Consider the following 22,211-nt stretch of genomic DNA (forward strand, 5'->3'; position numbering starts at 1 on the left):
TTCCTCCTGTTGAAGTGACCGGCCCAGTCTGGCGGTGGTTTCTTAGTCGAAGCTGATTCGTTCGCCCCGTTCAGCGCGACAAGCCCGGGCGCTTGACCCGGCCCGCACCGTGCTCGCCGAGGTCGAAGGTCGTCACGCCATTGACGGTGGCGTCGGCGCGCAGGGTTTCGGGATGCGCCAGCGTCGCGCGCATGTCGCGCGCGCCCGACTCCCAGTGCTCCTCGACCGCGGCGCGCGAGAACTCATAGTCCTTCGATTCGAGCTCGTAGGGCTTGTCGCGGTAGATGAGGTGAAAGATGTCGATGGGCTCGTGCGTGAGCTGCGACTGCACAGCGAGCACGCTCGGGTCCTTGCGCAGGTTGGCCGGCAGCTTGGTGATCAGGTCGGCAATGGCCTGCTGCAGGTTCATGTTCGCGGCCATCGCGTCGGTGTTCATGCGGGTGCGGCTCGAATAGGTGATGTCCTTCTGCCGCTCCATCACACCCGCCATGTTGCGCGGCATTTCGCCGCGTGCATTGAACAGGTCGACCTGCAGCACCACCAGGGGTTCGTTGCGCGGATGGAGGTCGAGCACGTACTGCAGCGGCGTGTTCGAGACGATGCCGCCGTCCCAGTAGTCGTCGCCGTCGATGTGCACCGGCGCAAAGCCCGGCGGCAAAGCGCCGCTGGCCATGATGTGTTCGGGGCCGATGCGCTGGCGTGTGTTGTCGAAGTACACCGAGTTGCCGGTGCGCACATTGACCGCGCCCACGCTGAAACGGGCCTCGCAGGCGTTGATGCGGTCGAAGTCGATGAGGCGCTCGAGCGTGGCCTTGAGCGGCGAGGTGTCGTAGTAGCTCAGGAGCGGCGCCGCGCCGCCCATCAGGAGAGCCGGCGAATAGCGCGGCTCGAAGAATCCCGGAATGCCGACCAGCGATGCCATCGCCGCGCTGTACTGGTTCTGCGTGGCCCGGTCGCCGAACCACGACGGCAGACGCTGCGAAGGCCCCGAGGACACGAGGTGCCAGAACTCGCGCAGCTTGTCGACCCGGTGCTCGGGCGCATTGCCCGCGATCAGCGCCGCATTGATGGCGCCGATCGATACGCCGGCGATCCAGTGCGGCTGCAGCTCGGTCTCGCTGAGCGCGGCATACACGCCCGCCTGGTAGGCGCCGAGTGCGCCGCCGCCCTGCAGCACCAGGGCCTTGCGGGCCTGGCGCATGTCTTCGCGGCGTGACGCGAAAGGATTGAGGGGTTGTTGGGAGGCTGCCGCACGGGGTTTCTTCTTGGGGGTCGTCGTCATGCATTCATTTGACACCAGCCCCGCGACAGCAACCTGACCGGGGGTTCAAGCCCTTGAGCCGCCCCCGGAAGAAGATCACATCTTCGGCAGCATCTGCCCGCGGATCTCGCCGCCCGGGTTGGCCGCGGTGTGGATGTTCGCGTACCACTTGCCCGCGACCAGATCGGCTGCCTGGGCCGGCGTGAGCGTGGCCTGGCCTTCGATCGGGCTGGCCGCGTTGGCGAACGGCAGCACCACGCCGGCATTCGCGCCGGCCGCGGCAGGACCGTGAAAATGCGCCGCGGTGGCCGGGCCACTCAGGCCGGTGTAGGTGATCTTGTACTTGAGGACGTTGGTGTCCCGGTTGAGCCAGCCTTCGGCCATGCCACTGCCGCGCGTCATGTTGGGCGGGACTTGGCTGGCCGCGTTCATCGCGCCGCTGAAGCTGGCGGTGTTCGACTTGGACATCATCCCGCAGCCGACCAGGGCAGCACTGGCCACACCGGTGATGAGGGCTGCGCGCAAAAGGGTGCCGTATTTGGTCATGAGCTTTATCTCCTGGGTTATGAAAGCCTCCCCAGCATAGGCAGCGCCCGCGCGCCGCCGTGTCGGCCACCGCCCCGTCTTTGCGGGCCCGCCACAGAGTGAAAGAGAATGCAACGATGACCTTCCAAGCACTCCCTACCGCCCGCGAAGTGGTCGATTTCTGGCGCGAAGCCGGTCCCGCTCGCTGGTTCGCCAAGAGCGATGCATTCGACGCCGAATTCCTCTCTCGCTTCTCGGATGCGCACCAGGCCGCCGCCCGCGGCGAACTCGATCACTGGACCGACGATGCCGAGGGCTCGCTGGCCCTTCTGGTGCTGCTCGACCAACTGCCGCGCAACGCCTGGCGCAACAACCCGCACATGCTCGCCACCGACTCACTCGCGCTGACCGTGGCGAAGAAGGCGATCGACGCGGGCTTCGACCAGCAGTTCGAAACCGCACTGCGCGCGTTCTTCTACCTGCCCTTCATGCACTCCGAAGTGCTCGCCGAGCAGGAGCGCTCGGTCGAACTCAATGCAGCGCTCGACGCCAACACGCAGCGCTTCGCCGTGCTGCACCGGGACATCGTCGCGCGCTTCGGCCGTTTTCCGCATCGCAACCGGATGCTGGGGCGCAGCAGCACGGCGGAAGAGCAGAAGTTTCTCGACGAAGGCGGCTTCGCCGGTTGACGCTCGCCCTTAGGCGTCGTTGTGCGCCAAGGGCACGTCGCGCGTCGGCGACGGGTTCGCATCGGGCAGGTCCGCCTTGTCCTTCATCGAACCGTAGGTGCGCGCATAGACCCAGGTGAACTCGGCGCCCAGCAGGAAGATCTGCGCCGAGTAGTACACCCACACCAGCACCACCACCAGCGAGCCCGCGGCGCCGTAGCCCGAGGCCACGCTGCTCTTGCCGATGTACAGGCCGATCAGGTGCTTGCCCACCGTGAAGAGCAGCGCGGTGACCGCCGCACCCACCCACACGTCGCGCCACTGCACTTTGGCGCGCGGCATGATCTTGTAGATCATCGCGAAGATCACCGTCACCATCACGAAGCTGAAGACGAAGTTCACCACCTGCGCCAGGCTCTCCCACGCGCCGAACATCGGCGACCACCACTTGCCGAGCGCCGCCAGCGCCGCACTGGCCACCAGCGACACCATGAGCAAAAAGCCGATGCCCATGATCATGCTGAACGACAGCAGCCGCACGCGCAGCATGTTGAAGAGTCCCTTGTTCTTGGTGCGGGCCGGTGCGCGCCAGATGCGGTCGAGCGCGTCCTGCAATTCGCCGAAGACCGTGGTCGCGCCGACCACCAGGAGGCCGATGCCGATCACCGTGGCCACGATGCCTTCGGCCGGCTTGTTGACCGCCTGCAGCATGCCCTGCACCGCCGCCGCGCCCTGCTCGCCCATGAGGCCCGAGAGCTGCGCGAAGATCTCGCCGCGCGCAGCCTCCTGGCCGAAGACCAGGCCCGCCACCGCGATCACGATCAGCAGCAGCGGGGCGATGGAAAACACCGTGTAGTAGGCGAGCGCCGCGCCCATGCTGGGTGCGTAGTCGTTCGACCACGAGGCGAAGGCCCGTTTGCAGAGATCGAGGAGCGCGCGGATTTGCATGAGCATGGAGTGTCCCTGTTGAATCGGCCGGGGTCATGTCGGCGCGATGCCCGGCAGTTTGCAGGCCTGCCTACGATAATCGCATCCACATGCAACCGCCCCTTCCCGATGCGGCAACGCCGCAGGCTCCGCCCCAGCCCAAGTCGCCACGCGACCTTTTTGTTTCATTCACCTGGCTCGCGCTGCAGGGCTTCGGCGGCGTCCTCGCCATCGTCCAGCGCGAGATGGTCGAGAAGAAGAAGTGGCTCACGCCCGAGCAGTTCCTCGAAGACTGGGCGGTGGCCCAGGTGATGCCCGGGCCCAACGTGATCAATCTCGCCCTGATGATCGGCGACCGCTACTTCGGCCTGCGCGGCGCCATTGCGGCGGTGGCGGGCATGCTGACCATTCCGCTGGTCGTGATCCTCGCGCTGGCCGTGCTCTACGCGCACTACGCCGGCAACCCGCAGGTGGCGGCGGCACTGCGGGGCATGGGGGCGGTGTCGGGCGGGCTGATCGCCGCCACGGGCATCAAGCTGATTCCGCAACTGCGCAAGCACCCGCTGGGCTTTCCGATTTGCCTCGCGTTCATGGCGCTGGTGTTCGCGGCCATCGCGGTGTTCAAGGTGCCGCTCGGCTGGGTGCTGCTGGTGCTCGGCGGCGTGGCCTGCGTCTGGACCTGGAAGAGGATCGCCCCATGAGCGCGCGCCGGGCCGCCCCAAGCAAGCGCGCACCGCAGCCGAAGGCGGAGGTTTTCGAATGACCATCGCGATGCAATGGCACGACTGGCTGGCCCTCTTCGGCCAGTACCTGCTGCTCTCGCTGCTGTCGATCAGCGGCGCCATCACCACGGTGCCCGACATGCACCGCTACCTCGTCACCCAGCATGGCTGGCTCACCGATGCGCAGTTCAGCTCGTCGGTCGCCATCGCCCAGGCGGCGCCCGGGCCCAACGTGCTGTTCGTCGCGCTGATGGGCTGGAACGTCGGGCTCAACGCGGGCGGCGGCATCGGCGCCGGGCCGACGGCGTGGCTGCTCGGTCTCTTCGGCCTGATGGTGACCATGGTCGGCATCATGGTGCCGAGCACCACCCTCACCTATGTCGCCACCCGCTGGGGCCACCGCAACCGCACCCGCCGCGAGGTGCGCGCCTTCAAGCAGGGCATGGCGCCGGTGGTGGTGGGCCTCTTGATCGCCACCGGCTGGGTGCTGGCCACGGGTAACCATGCCGGCAACGCGCCTGCCTGGCACCTGTGGCTGCTGACCGGCGTGGCCGCGCTTATCGTCTGGCGCACGCGCATCCACCTGCTCTGGCTGCTGGGCGCCGGCGCACTGCTCGGCGCCGTGGGCTTCGTCTGATTCCTTCCTTCCCTTTGTCTTCTTCAGGAAACTTCTTCATGTCGCAACTTCGTCCGCTCGGCCGCTCCGGCCTCCTGGTTTCGCCGCTCGCCTTCGGCGGCAACGTGTTCGGCTGGACGGTCGACGAGGCGGCCTCGTTCAAGCTGCTCGATGCCTGGCTGGACGCGGGCTTCAACTTCGTGGACACCGCCGACGTCTACTCGGCCTGGGTGCCGGGCCACACCGGCGGCGAATCGGAAACCATCATCGGCAAGTGGCTCAAGCAGAGCGGCAAGCGCAACCGCGTGGTGCTTGCCACCAAGGTCGGCAAGCCGATGGGCGAAGGCAAGATGGGCCTGTCACCCAAGTACATCCGCGAGGCGGTCGAGGCCTCGCTCAGGCGCCTGCAGACAGACCACATCGATCTTTACCAATCGCACGATGACGACGCCACTACGCCGCTCGAAGAATCGCTCGGCGCCTTCGATGCGCTCATCAAGGAAGGCAAGGTGCGCGCCATTGGCGCTTCCAACTACACGGCGCCGCGGCTGGCCGAGGCGCTGGACGTGTCGGAGCGCTTGGGGCTGGCGCGCTACGAGAGCCTGCAGCCGCTCTACAACCTGTACGACCGCGCGGTGTTCGAAGACGAACTGGAGCCGCTGTGCGTGAAGCGCGAAGTGGGCGTGATCAACTTCTACGCGCTCGCGGCCGGCTTCCTGACCGGCAAGTACCGCACCGAGGCCGATGCTTCGAAGAGCGCACGCGGCGCCAACACCACCAAGAAGTACCTGAACCCGCGGGGCCTGCGCATCCTCGATGCGCTCGACAAGGTGGCGCAGCAGTACAACGCCAAACCGGGCCAGGTCGCCATCGCATGGCAGATCGCGCGGCCGGGCGTGACGGCGCCCATCGCCAGCGCCACCTCGATCGCGCAGCTCGAAGAGCTGGTGGTCGCCACGCAACTGAAGCTGGACGCGGGCACCATCGAGATGCTCGACCGCGCGAGCGCAGAGACGGCCGCCTGAACCGTTCTTCAGCGATGAGCAACGTCTTCGATTCGATCGCCGCTCCCACGCTCGAGCACTTCGCCGACCTGCGCGTGGAAGTGGGCGTACCGCAAGTGCTGGGCCAGAGTGCGCGCGGGCTGCGGCGCGTCGTGCCCATCACGGGCGGCGAGGCTTCGGGCCACGGCTGGCGCGCCCGCGTGCTGCCGGGCGGCAGCGACTTTCAGCTGATCGTGAGCGACACGCTCTCCGAACTCGATGCGCGCTATGGCCTGGAGACCGACGCAGGCGACCTGATCTACGTGCAGAACCACGCGGTGCGTTCGGCCGCGCCGGAGGTGATGGCCAAGCTGCTGCGCGGCGAGCCGGTCGATCCGGCAGACGTCTACTTCCGCTGCAACCCGCGCTTCGAGACGGCCTCGCCTGCGCTGCGATGGATCAACGAGCGGATGTTTGTCGGCGCCGGTGTCAGGCACCCGGCCGAGGTTGTGATGCGCTTCTTCTCGCTCGCCTAGCCGTCGACCGGGTTCAGCGGCGTTGCCAGGATGCGCTGGTAGAACGCCACGTCGAGCCAGCGGCCGAACTTGAAGCCAGCCTGCCGCACCGTGCCCGAGTGTTCGAACCCCAGCCGCTCGTGCAGGCCGATGCTGCCCGCATTCGCGGCATCGATGGCGCCGACCATCACATGCACGTCCCGCGCGATCGCCTCGGCAATGATCGCCTCCATGAGAGTGCGCCCGAGCCCCGCGCCGCGATGGCCGGCCTCGACGTACACCGAGTGCTCGACCGTGTACTTGTAGGCGGGAAAGGCGCGAAAACTTCCGTAGCTCGCAAAGCCGAGCAGCTTGCCGTTCTCGTCTTCCGCGCCGATCACCGGGAAGCCGTTGGCGCGCTTGGTGGCGAACCACGCGACCATGTTCTCGGGCGTGCGCGGCTTGTAGTCGTACAGCGCGGTAGAGGTGACGATGGCGTCGTTGAGGATCGCGAGGATGGCGCCAGCGTGGGCTTCCTCGGTGCAGGTGATGAGGCGCATGGTGCTTCTCTGTCGTTCAATATAGGAGAATAATAATCTCATATGAGAAACGAATCACCCCCTTCAGGCGAATCCCCCGGCAACATCGACGCCCTCATCGCGACCCGGCTGCTGGCGCTGCGCCAGGCCAAGGGGCTCAGCCTGGCCGAGCTGGCCGAGCTGTCGGGTGTGAGCAAGGCCATGATTTCGAAGGTGGAGCGGGCACAGAGCAGCCCGACGGCCGTGCTGCTGGGCCGGCTGGCGGCGGGCCTCGGCGTGTCGCTGGCACAACTGCTCACGGAAGAAAAGGAAGCGCCCCAGCGGCTTCGCACGAAGGCCATGCAGGAGGTCTGGCGCGACCCCGAGGCGGGTTATCTGCGCCGCCAGGTGGCCGAGCGCGGCACGACGGGCAGCGGAGTGGAACTGGTCGAGGTCGAGCTGCCGCGTTCGGCGCAGGTCGGCTATCCGCGATGGAGCGGCAAGCCTTACCGCCAGTGCCTGTGGATGCTCGAAGGCGCGCTGCGGGTGGACTACGGCGACGAGCGCTTCGAGCTGGCGCCCGGGGATTGCCTCGATTTCGGCGTGGACCGGCCGCTGGTCTTCAAGGCGCTCGGGCGCACGGCCTGCCGCTACTTGCTGGTGGCCTCTCCGGACTAGAACCTGCCCTACCTCGGATGCGCATTACGGTGCTGTTGGCGGTCCTCGTATTCGCCTTCTTCAGCAAGACGGCTGTCAGCGCCGCCGTGGCCAAAGAAGAGCAGAACCTCTGCGGCGCCTCCAAACTGTGCCTGCAACTCCTTCTCGTGCACCCACCCTTCTAATATGCATCCAATCAGATGGGCTCATCTAATCTGCAATACGCGTCGCCTTGATTTCACTTTCCGTTGGACGCAGCATGCCGCTCTGCAGTGATATTCACTAGTCCTACTCGATGGGCACAGCGGTGCCTCACCCACAACCGCGTGTCTGAGGGAGAACCATCATCACCAATAAATTTACGATTGGCAAAAAGCATTTGCATCCTAACGACGTAAACAATGCGGGGAGAGGAAAACGGTTCTGGCCGTTCATTTGCCTTGAGACTGGCCAAAAATGCGGCATTGCGCGTCAGCGACCTGTCGTCGCCGTACTCAGCGCATCCCCATTAACATCTTGTCAAGCGCTTAATTTGATTTCAGCGGCTACGCTACCGAAAATAAATGCCTCGCGCAACCAGTGCTGTAACGAAATTTACAGCGTCTCCAATTCCCGCCGGCGAAATATTTCGCTCAAAGCAGACCCCTTCAATCTTTTCAGGCAAATCTTCCGGCCTGAATTTGGCTGAAAGCAGCAGGAGGCAAAGCGCAACTGCTTCCGGAATCTCAAACACGCTAAAACCACTGTGCAAATAAAACTTACCCAGATGACGAAAAATATAGCCCTCAATGCGGCCCGGCAGGGCAATAATTTCCGTCAACAATAGGTCGCGCCGCACACCAAAATATATTTCCAACTGATTTTGCGCTGCCAAAGACAACAGCGCGCCGCACCATATTTTGCAATTTTCCTTGGTTGGCCTTGGGATATCGAATTCAATTGCATAAAAATTATCGACAACCGCGCGGCGTTCTGAAAAGCATCTCATCAAGCGCCTTCCCCGCCATTTCTTCTTTGGGTAAGTGTCACCATTCGCCGCAAGCAGAGCGTCAAAGCTTAATCGCGCCAACTCTCTCGATTGGATGATCTGTGTCCACGAATCCTCTTGAACACTCAGACCGACCGTATCCTCATAAAAGTTCTCAGCAAACTTCAGGTAAAACTCCGACATTCTTTCTTGGTAGATTTCTCGCCGCGCCCCTAAAAATATGTCATGCCATTCTTTCCCATGCAGCACGCGTCCATTCAGTAATCGATGCAAAAACTCCAAGTCCCGCAGAGCAAATCGAGAGTAGCTAGGAGATTGGTGAATGGTCGTCAGTTTTTTTAAACCTGCGTCATCCAGTATCAGCACCTCAGTGCGCATCCCATTGAGCAGGCAACTACGGAATTTTTCATTTTCTCCCCAAGAGCTTTCATGCCCATCCACTACAAGCATCAGATCAAGATCAGAACTATCCGTGTCCAATTGTTCGGCTTGGGACCCAACCAAGAGGAGGCATTTGCAACGCAGAAAATCAGTTTCCATGTCAACGGACAATGCGGATGCAATTCTTTCCAGACTCACCTCGAATTCGTCGGCTTTTATCGAAATGTATTTCATAACTGATTCTCGATTTATGAATCTTCAAATGCACTCAGAAGTTCATCGCCTCTAATATTTTCTTAGCCTCAATCGGATCCAATGAGCTTTTTATAGCTCCCCCCTCCATCAGCATCACTCGATCCGCCGAAAGCACCGTTTCCGGTCTATGCGCGATAATTATCCTGGTAATGTTGAGCGACTTAATTGCGGCACTAACTATCCTCTCATTTTCAATATCCAAGTGACTCGTCGCCTCATCTAATAAGAGAATTTTCGGTCTTTTATAGAGCGCCCTTGCTAAAAGCACTCTCTGTTTTTGCCCCCCGGAAAGAACAGTCCCCATATCCCCAACCAATGTGTGATACTTCATTGGCATTGCATCTATTTCGTTGTGAACATTAGCCGACCTTGCGCATTCGGCAATCCAATCCTGCCGCGCCTCATTGTCAAAGCATGAAATATTTTCTGCGATGGAGCCGGAGAAAAGCATGTCATCTTGAAGCACCGTACCAATGATCGCCCTAACCCCCTCCGCTCCGATAGAGTTGACATCTCTCCCACCAATTAAAATTTGACCCTTTGCACCTTGGTAGATTCCAAGTATAACGTTGAAAATGGTCGACTTCCCGCATCCAGATGGACCAGCAATTGCAACCGACTCCCCTTCTTGAACGAGGAAATTCATTCCACTCATGACTTTTTTTTCATACAAAGAATACTGAAAGCTGACATTTTTAAATTCAAGTTCGGCTCGAATTTCTTGCACATCAACGGGGAGCGCAGATTTTTCCTCCTCAGACTTTGAAACAACAATGTCACTGAGGCGATCGACCTGCAATCCAATATTCTTGATCGTGAAAATACTATCGATGAGTGCAACGATCCTACTTTCAAAAATCAGCTTATATCCCAGAAATGCGACAAGAGCGCCTACGGTGTACTCTCCGGCTATCACCAGATTCGCGCCAAGCCAGATGACAAGGATATTTTGCATGTCGAAGATCAGCGTGCGAGTGCTCTTCAAAACTATCTCGATCTTCTGCATGCCCAGCTTCGCATTAGTTTGATCAGCAAACAATGATAGCCATACCAGTCGTCTCTCGTTCTGCTTACTGAAGAGCTTGATCGGCTTCATACCTCGTATGGTTTCAAGCAAGTGCGACTGCTGCCGCGCTCCATAAATAATTTCTTCTCTCGTTGCATTCCAAAGGGTGTGATTCGCCGCTATACGAACGCCCGCATAAAGCACGCAACTAAGCAATACCGTTAGCCCCAGCATTGGACTATAGAAAAAGAGCACGATCAAAACGACAATCGACATCAATCCATCAAGGACGGATTCGATGAAAGATGTCGTCAACATTCTTTGGATGAAATCAATAGAAGAAAATCTAGAAGTGACATCTCCAATATGTCTTTTTTCGAAAAATTCAAGCGGCAGTGAGAGCAAATGCCCGAGTACGTTGTCCTTCCACTGCATATTCAGGCTAGTTCCTATATACATAAGAAACCAAGCTCTCACGGAGGCGATTAAGTTTTTTACCAAATAGACCACTCCAAATCCTGCAGCAAGAATTGCCAAGACCTGATTGTCGGAAGAGATTACCGCCTTATCTATAACCAGTTGAATAAAGTACGGAGCGAGTATCGTGACGAACTCTAAGAGGATGCCCAAAAAGAGAATCGATGCGATCGTCTTGCCCAGCCCATGGGCATTCCCGACAAGCTGTGCCAACGAAATTTTCTTGGCCGCTTTTTTGGGAGTGAAATCTGCACCAGGCCAGATCTCTAAAGCTACCCCCGTAAAGGAACTGGAAACTTTGCTAATGGGCAAAACCCGCTCGCCAAGCGCGGGATCGATTACGTGGGCACCTTTTTTTGTGATCTTCTGTAGTACCACAAAGTGATTGAAATTCCAGTGAAGAATACAAGGCAATCTAATCTGATGAAGCCCAGCGAGATCCACCTTGACCGGTCTGGTAGCAAGCCCTGCGTGTTTGCAAACACGGATAAGCGATCCAAGAGAAGCGCCTTTCAGGGAGACTGAAAATCTGATACGAAGCTCCCGCAAGGAGACCTTGTTTCCGAAGAAGTGGGCAATCATCGCAATGCACGCGAGACCACATTCGGTCGCCTCAGTCTGCAAAATCACCGGAATCTTACGAGCCGCCAACCCAAAAGAAAAGATATTCATGCGAGATTATTTGAGTTTTTCTGCCGCCGCGAAGAAAGGGCGGAGGATCCACTGATAGAGCTTTTGCTCTTCCAACATGATATCGGCGTCAACTTTAATTCCGGGCTTCAGAAAATGCGAAGAGCCATTCAATTTTATTTCTTGTTCCGTAATTTTTATTTTTACAATATACATTGGCTCAACAAGCGTCATTCTTGATCCGAAAGCAATCTCATTAGGAGCTAGCGAGGCGTTCGAAATGGAATAAATTTCACCTCGTCCTTGTCCGAATTGCTGATAGGGGTATGCCGCGTACCGCAGAAAAACAACTTGGCCCTTCTTGAGAAAACCGATGGAGCTGCTGGGCACCAGTACTTGCGCCTCGATCTTCGATTTTTCGGGAATTATGAGAGCAATAGGTTTGGTATTTTCAAAAAGCGAACCAATAGATCCCTGAATTGCCGTGATAACTCCTGTGATGGGGGCTTTCACAATAACGCCGCGTTGTGAATCGGCCTCTAGCAGCTGCTCCTCCACGCCGATCAGTTCTCGCTCAAGTTTGGCCTTTTCGGTTGCGCTTTCGGTTTGCAAGAAAACCTTCTGAAAGAGCAACTCTTTTAAATTTCTTTCCAACAATTCAAGCTCGCGCTCTTTTTCACTACGCCCGATCGAACTTTCGAGTAGCGCGATTTTCTTTGCTGCGAGTTCGTCTTCAGAAACTGCTCCGATTTCCTTAGCGCCGTTGTGTCGGCTTAGCATTTCTTTTGCTAGTTCATTTTTCGCCTTCGTTTCGGCTGATTGGGCACTCAGAATGAGTCTCTCACGAACAATGGAAGATATTTTTCTTTCAATGTTTTCTATATTTTTCCCTATGGATTTATCGCCAGCAGCCAATTGGCGTTGAACCGTTTCCTTTTTTCTATTCAAAAGAGCAGCAATCTCGATGGAGCCGCTACGATTTGACGCTCCGAATATTTCATTGGAGACCTCAAGCATCGAGTCATTGACTTGAACTCTCTCGCCTTCGGCGATCAAATATCTACTTACAATTCCAGGGCGCGGCAAGAAAACTGGAATTACCCCTTGATCAGAAAGTAGCTCACCACTTACTGTGACGCGACGGGTATACGACCCAAAAACCAGCAAGACAATAATGCACGCCGCGATAAAAGTGATGCCTCCGACAAGTGCCCAGTATGATCTGGGCATGTAGAGAACCACGCTGCCGTCAAATCCCCTTGCTTCAGCGCGCGCCTCCATCGCCTCCTTTCTGAAGAGTTCGTTCTTATCCATTGAATCTGCCAGATCGGGTCATTGGGGCCATTTCCCGAAAAAAATATCCAAGCCACTCGAGAGAAGTGCACCTTCGTCCGTGCATTCCGGCAACACTGGGCGGTGGGCCAACAGGCTGTTCCTTACTCGTTCCTGGAAACCTGCGAGCTGAAACTCCCATGCTGTTGGATCGACCCGAGCTAATTCAGATTTTTCGAGCAGTTCATTGGCCGATGCAACGATTTGATGGATCGAATATCGCCCGTCAGATTCGCCCCAGTAAAAATTGCTCAGTCTGCGAAAAAGAACGTGAGAAAAAGGCTGCCTGTCCCGCGAGATTCGCTGCGCAACCGAGCAGTGAGTGATTGCATGTAATGCACGAGGTTCATTGGCGGCGGAGGCTGCGTCGCTACTCGCGACGTGGCCGCATCGCCACAGGCGGCATCGGACCGTTTCGTAGACAAGACTGATGATCTCTAGCAGAAACATCGCACAACCAAAGTCGCAGACGGCCTGGATATCCTGTTTTTGCGGGCGCTTGTTTCCGCCACTGCGATCAATCTCGCCGGCAAGGCCGACTCGCATTAGCTCAAAGTACGCAATGATCTGGTTCTTCGGAGCGGCGCAAACCTCATTTCTGCCGACGAGGTAGCCACTTCGATCCGCTATGCCATAAAGCTCTTCGGCATTGCAATGCAAATCGCCCAGTTGGCCATCATGATCAAGCGCCAGGATTGACAGCATGTTGACTAAGCCATGAGAAAACCGTGACGCTGAGGCGTAGAAGCCGGGAATTTTGACTGAGCTGTCCAATACCTGCCGAACAAAAAAATAACTGGGCGCCTTGTACAAAATGTACGCCAATGCGTACAAGGACTTGAGCCAAGATAGGCCGTCAGCTTCTGGGAGCTTGGTTCTCAGAATATCCGACAAGTCATGGATGAGTTCCTGCACGTCGCTCTTGTGCCCGTTCAGTGCCTGAAGTGACTCAAGATTCATCGGCTTTCCGCTGTGACTGCGTGAGTCACCGTAAGTGCATCGACGATACGATTTTTCTCCCGGTTTGTAGTAGATGGAACGCCCCTCGAGCACGGGCCTTCCGTCGCTGTCCAGTCCGTCCGGAGGACAAAAAGGCAGGAAAAGCAGGTTGCGCTTCATGACATCGAGAGAAAAGGGATAGGGGATTTTTTTGATCATTCTTGTGCAACGTGGCTGCGGACGAAGACGGGTTTGAATTTCGTGTTTCTCGATGGCTTTGCATTCCGATTGCCCGACAAACGCCTCCTCTTCCAAGCCCGTCATATCAAATAGGCCGCCCGGTCCGTCCATTTATTGCCCGAGGCCGTCAACGTTCCAAGCGACAGCGTCTGCGCCCCCTCCAAGAACTTTGTACAGCACGACGCGATTGTTTGCCTCATCCAGCTGCAGAGTGATCAAAGCTTGCTGGGTGTTATAGAACGACCGCTGGGAGTCAAGTGTCTCCAGATAGCTGTTCACGCCGCTGCGATAACGCAACTCGGACAGCCGGTATCTCGTTTCTGTGGCAGCAACGAGTTCTAATTGCGCTGCCATCTGTTCGCTGACGTTCGCGCGCACGGCCAAAGCATCGGCGACCTCGCGAAAAGCTCTTTGGATGCTCTTCTCATATTCGGCGGCACGAATTTTTTTCTGAATTTCGGCGGCATCGAGCGAGGCCCTGATTGCTCCCTGATTGAATACAGGTACCGTGACGCCGGGCAGCACGGACCATGTATGGCCCCCTTTGACAAACAAGTGAGTCAATGCATCGCTGCTACGCCCCGACGAGGCGGTGAGCGCGATCGTCGGAAAAAACGCAGCCCTGGCTGCGCCTACATCGGCATTCGCAGCCTTGAGCTCGTGCTCGGCCGCGAGCACATCCGGACGTAGCTGCAGCACACTTGATGAGAGATTCTCAGGCGGCGGCGCAAGCCTGATCGGCTCCAAGGTACGGTCGACGGTCGGCAGCTCCGATTCGCCCAACGAAGCTCCAACCACCAGCTCCAGTGCGTGACGAGACTGCGCAAGGGCCGTCGTGAAGCCAGCTACATCGGCGCGGGCGCTTTGGACGCTGGCCTGAACTTGGGCCAGATCTACTGCAGAGGCGATGCCGAACTGGTACTTGTTGCGCATCAACTCCAAAGTTTTGCGCTGACTCAGCAACGTCTGCTCGGCCAGAGCCAACCGTGCTTGGTCGGCTCCCACAGCCAGCCACGTACTCGCTACCTCCGCAACCAAACTGATGCGCGCACTACGCTGCGCTTGCTCGGAGGCAAGAAAGGTTTCGAGCGCCTCGTCGCTCAAACTGCGTATGCGGCCGAAAAGATCGAGCTCCCAGCTGCTGACTCCCACGCCTAGAGTAGCCGAACGATTCACGCGAGCGGCTTCGCCAGAGGAAGTACGCCCTCGCGAGGCGCTCTGACTGGTCTGGAGTTGCAGGGCCGGATGCATGTCGGCCTGCGAGATGCGGTATTGCGCCTGTAGTCTTTCCATGCGAAGCCAACTCAATCGCAGGTCGCGGTTGTTCTCGAGCGCGGTCGAGATCGACTTTTGCAAGCGCTTATCTAGGAATACCTCATGCCATTGAAGTGAAGCAACGGCTTGGGCGCCGTTTACGCCCAACTGCGATGCATCGCCGAAGCGCGCAGGCACGGGCGGCTCCGGCCGTCGGTACTCGGGCGCCATGCTTGCACAGCCCACAAGCACTAAACTGGTAGCTGTCAGCGTCCAGAATACGAAAGTCATGGCGAAAGTAGTTTTTTTAAGCGCGCCGTAATAACTCGCATCCGATGGCTGCAATTGGTCTGGCGTTCAAAGTTATCCGGCGAAGGGGCGGATTGCATTAAGAGATCATTCGCGTTTAGGCGGTGGCGCCGGCCGCGTGGCCTGCTATCAGTTCTACGGATTGCTGCAGAGAAAGATGCTCCGGATTCAAGGTGATATTCGGTTCATTGGGCTGCTCGTATTCCGCGTCCCACCCACTTAACCCGGTCAACTCTCCTGCCCGCGCTTTCGCATAGAGGCCCTTCGGGTCGCGTGTTGAACAAACGGCCAAGGAAGCCGCTACGTGAACCTCGATGAAGCTGCCCTTGGGAAGAATGTCCCGTGCCATTTCACGGTCTATACGGAACGGTGTGATGGACGCAACCAGCACCACAAGCCCCGCCTCTACCCCCAAGCGGGCAACCTCGGCGATTCGTCGTGCGTTCTCTCGGCGGCTCGAACGTGCGAAATCTAGATCGCTACTCAAACCCCTTCGGACCTCATCGCCGTCCAGGACTAGGCACGCGACTCCCCGCAGGCGAAGCCGCTGTTGCACGCCTTTCACGATGGATGTCTTTCCCGAACCGGGCAGTCCTGTCATCCAATAGCATCTTCCCAATCCACTTGTCATGCGGCTGCTTTCGGGGACTGCTGTCAGGCCGCTTTACCGGTACCATCGATACCGAATCGCTGCAATTCATCCCAGTACTCAGGAAATGTCTTGGCCACGCAATGCGGATCCAGGATCGCAATGTTCCCCAACTTGGAAGCAAGGACCCCGAAGCTCATTGCAATGCGGTGATCGTCAAAGGTCTCCAGTCCAACCATTTCAGAGGGGCCACTTCGATGCTCCTGGATCACGATGGAATCGGGTCCTTCCTCGACAGGCACATTCAACGTGCGCAAGTGTGCTGCGCAAACGCCGAGGCGATCACATTCCTTGATTCTTAATGTGCCCAGTCCCCGAATTCTCAAACCACCGGGAACAAGGGGAGCAATAGCCATCAGAGTCGGAGCTACGTCTGGCATGTCCTCCATGTCGATCTCCTCATCGACTGCGTTCATGCCGTTGCTGGGGCCGGTGATCCGAGTGGTGTCTGCGTCGGACGAAACGGTGGCGCCAAGCTTTTCGCACAGCTTGAAGAACCCATAGTCGCCTTGCAAGGTCTGGTGACCCAGATTCCGAAAAGTCACAGCCGTGCCGTGCACGGTCGCGAGCGCAGCAAAGTAGGAAGCCCCCGAGGCGTCGCCCTCCACCGCCATATCGACGGCGCGATAGCTTTGGGGACGAACATCGAACGCAGTTCCGCTCTCGTTCCATGTGACATTTACACCGAAGGCTTTCATCTGTGCGGTGGTGATGTCGATATAGGGTCGGCTGACCAGTTCACCCCGCACCTTGATGCTCAAACCCTCAGTCAGCAACGGCGCGATTTGCATCAAGGCGGAGAAGAACTGACTGGAACGGTTGCCTGCCATCTCCACGGATCGTTGTCGCGTCTCGGGATGCCCTTGAATAAGGACAGGAAGTCCCGAGGCTTCCTCAGGATCGACCCGTGCACCAAGACTCCTAAGTGCATCGACAAGGTATTTGTTGGGGCGAGCACGCAGGGATTCGTGGCCATCGATATGGGTCGCATCCTTGCGAAGGAATGCCAGAGCGATCAGGAATCGAGTCGAGGTTCCACTGAGTCCCAACTGAACGTTCAATTGACCTGTAGCGAATTTTCCGCCGGTGCCCGTAACGGTATAGGTGCCGTCCTCGGATACTGCCATGCCAACGCCCAGTGTTCGCAGGGCGCTGGTCAACTCATCGATATCGTCGCAATTGGCAAGGCCAGTAATGCGGCTTGTTCCCGTTGCCAGCGAGGCGAGGACCAGGGTCCGTAATGAGATCGACTTGCTGCCCGGAAGGTCCATCGAGAAGTCCCGTGGCGCATCGGCCAGTTTGCTCAGCATCCATACATCTTGATCTGCACTCATCTCTACCTCTAACAATTAAAAAAAGCAAAAAAGCACTAGGCATGAAAAGCTTGCGACCAGCGCTGTAGCCTTTGCCAGCAGGAGTCCCAGTCGACCTCGCCGTACATGTCTCTCGTATCGAATAACACGAGATCGTCCAAGCCGCAGTTGTCGCTCGCGTCAACGTATCTGAAGTTGAGCCTCCGGCTGGAAAGCGCGCCTGCACCGAGGTCGAGGCTTGCCGCAAACTGCTGTGCCAATGGGGGATCGCAGTGCTTCAACCGAATCCCCGCTGTGACCGCAACTTGCACTAGCCGATCTCTCACGGCCGGCTCGTCTACACGGCAAGGCAGCTTGTACCACACGCCCTCGCTCCATCTTTTGGGGCGCTGCAGTGGACGAACCATGGGAAAAAGTTCGGTCAAGATCGACTCAAACTTAGCGACGTTTCGATTCTTCGCCGCGGCAATATTGTCGAGTCGCTTCATGTGGCTGTGAGCAAGATGGGCAGCCAGGGGGTAGCCGCGCAAATTGACGCCGACACCCAGGCGCCCGAGTGGTCTGATCGTTGCATCGTTGATCTCCGCGAGACACCGATGCTTGGCCAGACCGAACACCAGAGCCCGATCGAAAATAGCGGAGGACCGGGAAAACAGCACGCCCCCCAAGCCACCGCTAACCAGCTTGGTGGTGCCACAGCTGAAGAATGCTACATCCCCAAAATTACCCACCGCAATACCGTCCATGCGCGTCGCATGCGCATGCGATGCGTCCTCAATTAATTTCAATGAATGTTGTTGGGCCAATGCGCAGAGGCGCACCATATCGGCTGGTAAACCCCATTGGTGATTGATGATCACCGCGCTGGTGCGAGAACTGATAGCCTGCTGCACCGCAGCTGGCTCGATGCTGCCGGAAGCGTCGCAGGCAACCAGCACGGGAACCAACCCAAACTGGAACAGCGGCGTCACCGTTCCCCGAAAACTGTGTGAGGGGACAATGACTTCGGAGCCAATCGGCAGATCCAACGCGAACAAGCCAGCTGCCAAAGCCGAGGTGCCAGAGTTATAGAAAGCGGCGCGCCCTCCTCCGAGATGCAAGCAGAACGCGGCTTCAAAGGAAACGACTGCCGGATGGGGATCTACGGCGCCCAGATCGGGCATAGCCGCTATTTCAGGCAACTGAGCCAGCACCTGTGCTTCGTAGAGAGGCCAGAGCCGAGGTTCGGTGTCAAGCGCCATGCTGTGACCGCTCGATAATCTGCATGACCTCCGTCAGCAACCTATCTGGCGATTGGGTCGCATCCAGTGCAATCACACCGGAACCTAAATCGGCGATTACTTCCTCGAGCGCGGATATGACCTTCTGCGTCGCTGCAAGTGGATCGTCCTCCAGAAGCAGAGAATCACCTTTCGGACGTCCCCTCATTCTTTCTATTGCCTGTTCTGCAGGTAGGCGAAGGTAAATCAGGATGTCCGGCTGTGTTGCAAATTTGAGTATTTCGAGGTTTTGTGCGGTTGCCAATCCGAATTGCCTGAATCGTCCAAGCTGTTCAACGACATAGCCGTCGCAGAAGGCGTGCTGCACATTCGAACCTTTATACATGTGTAGCAGAGCGGATCGCGCGACCAGATCTACGGCTCGCACTGCCTCGACCGTTGAGTGGCCGAACACCTTGTACGGACGACATCGGCCCGCTCGCGATGCCGCGGCCTCCAGCAATCTCACGCCTTCGCTTTGAAACGGGCGCTCATAAGCGTAAGCTTGGCCCAGCTCGTTAATACGCTTTCTCGCTGCGTGAATCAGCGTCGTCTTCCCACTGCCGTCAATGCCGGCTACTTCTATCAGCATGTCAAAGCTCCGGAACGAGTTGAATTTCTGCACGTAGCAATCGCTCCATCGCCCGCCGGTAGGGAAGAGGAACAAGGTCCCAATATCCAGCCAGTGCTGCGCAACGCATTAGGTAAGTGGGATCAATGAGGGATCGTCGTCCCATCATGATGACGTCCGCCTGCGCCGATTCGAGGATGCTTTCGGAAAGCTCGATAGTGAAGATCTCCCCCACCGCCGCAGTGGCGATGCCAGCACCTACTTTGATAGCATTGGAAAACTGGACTTGGTAGCCGGGATGGGTTTTCTTGAGTATCGGAGAGACGATGCCTCCCGAACTGCAATCGATCAGCGCCACTCCTTCTATACCCAGCAGTCGCGACAGTTGAACAGAGTCCTCGAGCGCGATGCCATTGTTGACCCAGTCAACACAGGAAAGTCTGAATGCCAGGATAGTGTCGGCACGCAGCGCGGAGCGCAGCGTACGCGCCAACTCCACGGCGTAGAGACACCTGTTTTCAAAGCTGCCGCCATACGAGTCTGTGCGCAAATTGGAGATTGGAGAGAGTAGGGAATGCACCAATCTCCCATGACCGCCGTGTACCTCAATGACTTCATAGCCGGCCCGCTCAGCAAGCTGGGCCGATTCGACAAACTGGCGAATCGTCTGCTGGATATCCCCGAGAGTCATCTCGCCCGGGACGGCGTAGTTTTCGCCAAATGCGATCGCGGAAGGCCCCAAGATGGGCCACCCCCCCTCCTTCACGGATAAGGACAGGTCACCGCGCCATGGGCTGCTGCGAGACCCTTTGCGCCCCGCATGACAAAGCTGAATGCCGGGCACAGCGCCGGCACGGCGAATCCCGTCGACCAAGCGTTGATGCGCAGGTAATAGCGAAACATCGTCAAGAACAAGATCCTCCGGTGTAACGCGGCCCACCGAAGAAATGGCTGTAGCTTCCACCACGACACATCCCGATGAAATCGCCAAGGTCGCGTAATGCCGCTCATGCCAAGCGGTCGGAGCCCCTTGTGGGGCAGCGTACTGGCACATGGGGGGCACCCATACGCGGTTTCGAAAATATTTCCCCTGCAATTGAAAACCCTCGAAAAGGGATTTCAATCCATTGCTGCCCGATGGCAGCCAGTTTTCAGAACTGGTAAGCATGTAAAGAGATTTCCTCCGCAAATGCATTAGCCACCGCTTTAATGCTGGTGGCATCGTATAAATCTCTGTAGTCTTTTCTCTCGCGGAATTGACTTTTGGCCCGACACGACAATCCAGAATATGAGAGACCAATTCGACTGAATATTTTCTCAAGTTCTTCGTCTAGGTTTTCGTACCTGCCCACGTGGTCCACGATGACTGACGAGGCGATTCCATAGAGAGGAAAATTCCTGGCGTCCTTGAACTCTCCACTGGAAATGAAATCGCTGAAGTTCCGCGCTGCCGTAGGCCTGGCCCTGCGGTGATAGAACATTGAAACAACCTTATCCCAAGGATTACGGTCTATGCAGAACTTGAAATAAGAATCCCAAATTTCCGGGGAAACGAATTTCCTAATCTCTGCGGCAGAGGCATGGTTGTAAAAAGGATGTGCATCCGCATCCGGAATTTTTCCTCCATGCTCCGCACGCAATTGCTCGTCGCGCGGCGAGACCGCCGTGACGACGTCACCGCGTTCCGCATGCTTTGACAATTCAATTTCCAATGAAGTGCTCGCCGTCTTCCGGCAGCGAATAAATATCATTTTTCTGGAATGCATGATGATCACGCATCTCTCCTCTTTGCTGAAGCGCACAGTTCAGCGCCGTGGCTACTTTAGCTACCCATATTGATCTTCACAAAACTGACTTACGCCTAGCCGTGAATGCGGTTTATTTGCCGCGAAATTATTTATTCCTATCGCAGCAGCTCAATGACTCCACGCGTTGCCAACGAAAGAATCACGTCATGAACCTCTCTTGGATTGCGATCTTGGAATTGTTCGAGCAAAGCGCCAATCGTTGTTTCCGGATTGCGAGCAAGAAAACCTTTCAGGTCCCGCAACTCATCTCGGAAGTATATTTTTCCGGTGCTGGTTGCGAAATGGTCTTCTGCCGCGTCCGGTTGAAGCACATTCAATCTGACTTTTAAATGTGTTTCCAAGGACTTCACATTGGCATCACCGAGGAGATCCAAATTCAGCCGCGTCTCTATGCGTTGCTCGCCGAGATGCTGCTCCATGAAATTGCGATACGACGCCGAATCGTTCATCAGGGCAGATATGTGCTCGCTCAACGCACTAATTGTCGCCCTGTCGTCTTTCTCATCTCCAAACGCTTGGCGCGCGTGCACGGATTCAGGAAGTTGCCGGAAGATCCATTTGACGTAATCCAGCGCGAAAGAAGGAAAAGTGCCAATCGCGAGATGCACCGTTGGCTCTCCAAGTGGAGTGACGTTGTGCCACCACCCTCGCGGAATGTAGAGAACGTCACCCTCTTCCAGTATGAAATCCATGTAGGGCTCGGATGGGCACGGATATCGATCTTCAATAAATTTGCTCTGATGCATGTAGAGAGGCGCGTCGAAAGAGGGCTTATAAATTACCCAGCGCTTCTTTCCCACCAGCTGCACTGCAAAAACATCTCTCGAGTCCCAATGCGCCCGATATGAATCGACTTCTCCGAATGCGATATATGCAGACGTGACCGTTTGCCTACCAGTTAATTGCGCAATGTCTTTGGCATAGTCGTTGAACCGTGGCTCATCATAAATATTATTTGCCACAACAGTTGCACCCTCCTTTAGAAACTTATAGAGGGCAATTTTTTTCAATTTCTTGCGAACATCCCCAACGTGAAAGTATGTGTCAATATACTCCTCCTTGGGCACATTTCCATGAGGGAAAGAAACGCGAAAATTGATTGAGTCTGCGTCTGTTCTGGCAATGATGTCATTAATATCATTCCAGGAGACAACACTGGGATTTGCCGATTTTTTAATGACCAGCGGTTTTTTTTCTTGGTATTTTTCCTTGAATTCTGTGGGATTTATCTTGAAATCTATCAGCATGGGCTTTTTCCTTATTTTGATTTTTCCTGCTCTCCCCGCAGGTGCTCGTAGCCAAGGTCACTCCGCTGCGCGATCCAGAAACTCTGCCATCTCGCAGCCCCTCCAACCCGGCCACAAGCGAAAGACTAACCCGACTGTCAGAGCGCATCTGGCAGTCGGGCGCATGAAAATTAATGCTTTTG

The 22,211-nt window shown here is 57.1% G+C and carries 22 protein-coding genes; 6 read left to right on the forward strand and 16 right to left on the reverse strand.

Annotated features, from left to right (window positions below; all coding sequences use genetic code 11):
* Positions 1 to 70 precede the first annotated feature (70 nt).
* Complete coding sequence (locus tag NU688_RS10025; protein ID WP_257860380.1) at positions 71 to 1,282, reverse strand: patatin-like phospholipase family protein; 1,212 nt, start codon at positions 1,280 to 1,282, stop codon at positions 71 to 73.
* 75 nt (positions 1,283 to 1,357) lie between these two features.
* The gene (locus NU688_RS10030) at positions 1,358 to 1,807 is read right to left on the reverse strand and encodes a CHRD domain-containing protein (protein WP_257860381.1); all 450 of its coding nucleotides are present in this window, start codon (positions 1,805 to 1,807) and stop codon (positions 1,358 to 1,360) included.
* 116 nt (positions 1,808 to 1,923) lie between these two features.
* Between NU688_RS10030 and NU688_RS10035 the strand changes: the two genes are divergently transcribed.
* A complete protein-coding gene (locus tag NU688_RS10035) occupies positions 1,924 to 2,475 on the forward strand; it encodes a DUF924 family protein (protein WP_257860382.1) in 552 nt (183 codons plus the stop codon).
* 9 nt (positions 2,476 to 2,484) lie between these two features.
* Here NU688_RS10035 and NU688_RS10040 read toward each other — a convergent pair whose 3' ends face one another.
* Entirely contained in the window at positions 2,485 to 3,408 is a 924-nt protein-coding gene (locus NU688_RS10040; protein WP_257860384.1) for a YihY/virulence factor BrkB family protein, read from the reverse strand.
* A gap of 83 nt (positions 3,409 to 3,491) precedes the next feature.
* On the opposite strand from NU688_RS10040, the gene NU688_RS10045 reads away from it, so the two are divergent.
* The 4 genes from NU688_RS10045 to NU688_RS10060 are packed head-to-tail and all read left to right on the forward strand — an operon-like array spanning position 3,492 to position 6,238.
* Positions 3,492 to 4,082, forward strand: coding sequence for a chromate transporter (locus tag NU688_RS10045; protein WP_257860385.1), 591 nt, complete (start codon positions 3,492 to 3,494; stop codon positions 4,080 to 4,082).
* Positions 4,083 to 4,140: 58 nt separating this feature from the next.
* The gene (locus NU688_RS10050) at positions 4,141 to 4,740 is read left to right on the forward strand and encodes a chromate transporter (protein WP_257860386.1); all 600 of its coding nucleotides are present in this window, start codon (positions 4,141 to 4,143) and stop codon (positions 4,738 to 4,740) included.
* A 38-nt stretch (positions 4,741 to 4,778) separates the two neighbouring features.
* A complete protein-coding gene (locus NU688_RS10055; protein WP_257860387.1) occupies positions 4,779 to 5,744 on the forward strand; it encodes an aldo/keto reductase in 966 nt (321 codons plus the stop codon).
* 14 nt (positions 5,745 to 5,758) lie between these two features.
* Positions 5,759 to 6,238 carry a DUF3237 domain-containing protein gene (locus NU688_RS10060; RefSeq protein WP_257860388.1) on the forward strand — a complete coding sequence of 160 codons (480 nt, stop codon included), beginning with the start codon at positions 5,759 to 5,761 and terminating at the stop codon, positions 6,236 to 6,238.
* Here NU688_RS10060 and NU688_RS10065 read toward each other — a convergent pair.
* Positions 6,235 to 6,756, reverse strand: coding sequence for a GNAT family N-acetyltransferase (locus NU688_RS10065; protein WP_013542087.1), 522 nt, complete (start codon positions 6,754 to 6,756; stop codon positions 6,235 to 6,237). The genes NU688_RS10060 and NU688_RS10065 overlap by 4 nt on opposite strands.
* A gap of 42 nt (positions 6,757 to 6,798) precedes the next feature.
* On the opposite strand from NU688_RS10065, the gene NU688_RS10070 reads away from it, so the two are divergent.
* Positions 6,799 to 7,392, forward strand: coding sequence for a helix-turn-helix domain-containing protein (locus NU688_RS10070; RefSeq protein ID WP_257860389.1), 594 nt, complete (start codon positions 6,799 to 6,801; stop codon positions 7,390 to 7,392).
* A gap of 529 nt (positions 7,393 to 7,921) precedes the next feature.
* On the opposite strand, the gene NU688_RS10075 is transcribed toward NU688_RS10070, so the two are convergent.
* The 12 genes from NU688_RS10075 to NU688_RS10130 all read right to left on the reverse strand — a co-directional run bounded on the left by NU688_RS10075 (position 7,922) and on the right by NU688_RS10130 (position 22,029).
* Complete coding sequence (locus NU688_RS10075) at positions 7,922 to 8,974, reverse strand: hypothetical protein (protein WP_257860390.1); 1,053 nt, start codon at positions 8,972 to 8,974, stop codon at positions 7,922 to 7,924.
* Positions 8,975 to 9,008: 34 nt separating this feature from the next.
* Positions 9,009 to 11,150: a peptidase domain-containing ABC transporter gene (locus tag NU688_RS10080; RefSeq protein ID WP_257860391.1), complete on the reverse strand. Its 2,142-nt coding sequence runs from the start codon at positions 11,148 to 11,150 to the stop codon at positions 9,009 to 9,011.
* Between the two features lie 6 nt (positions 11,151 to 11,156).
* The gene (locus NU688_RS10085) at positions 11,157 to 12,422 is read right to left on the reverse strand and encodes an HlyD family secretion protein (RefSeq protein ID WP_257860392.1); all 1,266 of its coding nucleotides are present in this window, start codon (positions 12,420 to 12,422) and stop codon (positions 11,157 to 11,159) included.
* Positions 12,423 to 12,440: 18 nt separating this feature from the next.
* A complete protein-coding gene (locus NU688_RS10090; RefSeq protein WP_257860393.1) occupies positions 12,441 to 13,730 on the reverse strand; it encodes a hypothetical protein in 1,290 nt (429 codons plus the stop codon).
* Entirely contained in the window at positions 13,731 to 15,164 is a 1,434-nt protein-coding gene (locus tag NU688_RS10095) for an efflux transporter outer membrane subunit (RefSeq protein WP_257860394.1), read from the reverse strand.
* 115 nt (positions 15,165 to 15,279) lie between these two features.
* Complete coding sequence (gene cysC / locus NU688_RS10100; protein WP_257860395.1) at positions 15,280 to 15,813, reverse strand: adenylyl-sulfate kinase; 534 nt, start codon at positions 15,811 to 15,813, stop codon at positions 15,280 to 15,282.
* 23 nt (positions 15,814 to 15,836) lie between these two features.
* Positions 15,837 to 17,141, reverse strand: a complete 1,305-nt coding sequence (aroA, locus tag NU688_RS10105; protein ID WP_257860396.1) for a 3-phosphoshikimate 1-carboxyvinyltransferase — start codon at positions 17,139 to 17,141, stop codon at positions 15,837 to 15,839.
* 59 nt (positions 17,142 to 17,200) lie between these two features.
* Complete coding sequence (locus NU688_RS10110) at positions 17,201 to 18,385, reverse strand: DegT/DnrJ/EryC1/StrS aminotransferase family protein (RefSeq protein ID WP_257860397.1); 1,185 nt, start codon at positions 18,383 to 18,385, stop codon at positions 17,201 to 17,203.
* Positions 18,375 to 18,995 carry a hypothetical protein gene (locus NU688_RS10115; protein WP_257860398.1) on the reverse strand — a complete coding sequence of 207 codons (621 nt, stop codon included), beginning with the start codon at positions 18,993 to 18,995 and terminating at the stop codon, positions 18,375 to 18,377. Before NU688_RS10115 ends, NU688_RS10110 begins: the two co-directional genes overlap by 11 nt.
* A gap of 1 nt (position 18,996) precedes the next feature.
* Positions 18,997 to 20,142 carry an oxidoreductase gene (locus NU688_RS10120; RefSeq protein ID WP_257860399.1) on the reverse strand — a complete coding sequence of 382 codons (1,146 nt, stop codon included), beginning with the start codon at positions 20,140 to 20,142 and terminating at the stop codon, positions 18,997 to 18,999.
* On the reverse strand, positions 20,126 to 20,740 hold the full coding sequence (locus NU688_RS10125; RefSeq protein WP_257860553.1) for a sulfotransferase family protein: 615 nt from the start codon (positions 20,738 to 20,740) through the stop codon (positions 20,126 to 20,128). Before NU688_RS10125 ends, NU688_RS10120 begins: the two co-directional genes overlap by 17 nt.
* A gap of 137 nt (positions 20,741 to 20,877) precedes the next feature.
* On the reverse strand, positions 20,878 to 22,029 hold the full coding sequence (locus NU688_RS10130) for a cupin domain-containing protein (protein WP_257860400.1): 1,152 nt from the start codon (positions 22,027 to 22,029) through the stop codon (positions 20,878 to 20,880).
* Positions 22,030 to 22,211: the final 182 nt, after the last annotated feature.

The organism is Variovorax sp. ZS18.2.2 (genome assembly GCF_024701975.1).
Taxonomy (GTDB): Bacteria; Pseudomonadota; Gammaproteobacteria; order Burkholderiales; family Burkholderiaceae_C; genus Variovorax.

Excerpts from the sequence above, each read along its gene's own strand:
- NU688_RS10110 (WP_257860397.1), bottom strand. The coding sequence starts at position 18,385 with ATGGCGCTTGACACCGAACCTCGGCTCTGGCCTCTCTACGAAGCACAG.
- NU688_RS10085 (WP_257860392.1), bottom strand. The coding sequence starts at position 12,422 with ATGGATAAGAACGAACTCTTCAGAAAGGAGGCGATGGAGGCGCGCGCT.
- NU688_RS10120 (WP_257860399.1), bottom strand. The coding sequence starts at position 20,142 with ATGCTTACCAGTTCTGAAAACTGGCTGCCATCGGGCAGCAATGGATTG.
- aroA (WP_257860396.1), bottom strand. The coding sequence starts at position 17,141 with ATGCTGAGCAAACTGGCCGATGCGCCACGGGACTTCTCGATGGACCTT.
- NU688_RS10090 (WP_257860393.1), bottom strand. The coding sequence starts at position 13,730 with ATGGACGGACCGGGCGGCCTATTTGATATGACGGGCTTGGAAGAGGAG.
- NU688_RS10080 (WP_257860391.1), bottom strand. The coding sequence starts at position 11,150 with ATGAATATCTTTTCTTTTGGGTTGGCGGCTCGTAAGATTCCGGTGATT.
- NU688_RS10050 (WP_257860386.1), top strand. The coding sequence starts at position 4,141 with ATGACCATCGCGATGCAATGGCACGACTGGCTGGCCCTCTTCGGCCAG.
- NU688_RS10125 (WP_257860553.1), bottom strand. The coding sequence starts at position 20,740 with ATGCATTCCAGAAAAATGATATTTATTCGCTGCCGGAAGACGGCGAGC.
- NU688_RS10030 (WP_257860381.1), bottom strand. The coding sequence starts at position 1,807 with ATGACCAAATACGGCACCCTTTTGCGCGCAGCCCTCATCACCGGTGTG.
- NU688_RS10040 (WP_257860384.1), bottom strand. The coding sequence starts at position 3,408 with ATGCTCATGCAAATCCGCGCGCTCCTCGATCTCTGCAAACGGGCCTTC.
- NU688_RS10115 (WP_257860398.1), bottom strand. The coding sequence starts at position 18,995 with ATGCTGATAGAAGTAGCCGGCATTGACGGCAGTGGGAAGACGACGCTG.
- NU688_RS10060 (WP_257860388.1), top strand. The coding sequence starts at position 5,759 with ATGAGCAACGTCTTCGATTCGATCGCCGCTCCCACGCTCGAGCACTTC.
- cysC (WP_257860395.1), bottom strand. The coding sequence starts at position 15,813 with ATGACAAGTGGATTGGGAAGATGCTATTGGATGACAGGACTGCCCGGT.
- NU688_RS10045 (WP_257860385.1), top strand. The coding sequence starts at position 3,492 with ATGCAACCGCCCCTTCCCGATGCGGCAACGCCGCAGGCTCCGCCCCAG.
- NU688_RS10035 (WP_257860382.1), top strand. The coding sequence starts at position 1,924 with ATGACCTTCCAAGCACTCCCTACCGCCCGCGAAGTGGTCGATTTCTGG.
- NU688_RS10130 (WP_257860400.1), bottom strand. The coding sequence starts at position 22,029 with ATGCTGATAGATTTCAAGATAAATCCCACAGAATTCAAGGAAAAATAC.
- NU688_RS10055 (WP_257860387.1), top strand. The coding sequence starts at position 4,779 with ATGTCGCAACTTCGTCCGCTCGGCCGCTCCGGCCTCCTGGTTTCGCCG.
- NU688_RS10025 (WP_257860380.1), bottom strand. The coding sequence starts at position 1,282 with ATGACGACGACCCCCAAGAAGAAACCCCGTGCGGCAGCCTCCCAACAA.
- NU688_RS10070 (WP_257860389.1), top strand. The coding sequence starts at position 6,799 with ATGAGAAACGAATCACCCCCTTCAGGCGAATCCCCCGGCAACATCGAC.
- NU688_RS10065 (WP_013542087.1), bottom strand. The coding sequence starts at position 6,756 with ATGCGCCTCATCACCTGCACCGAGGAAGCCCACGCTGGCGCCATCCTC.
- NU688_RS10095 (WP_257860394.1), bottom strand. The coding sequence starts at position 15,164 with ATGACTTTCGTATTCTGGACGCTGACAGCTACCAGTTTAGTGCTTGTG.
- NU688_RS10075 (WP_257860390.1), bottom strand. The coding sequence starts at position 8,974 with ATGAAATACATTTCGATAAAAGCCGACGAATTCGAGGTGAGTCTGGAA.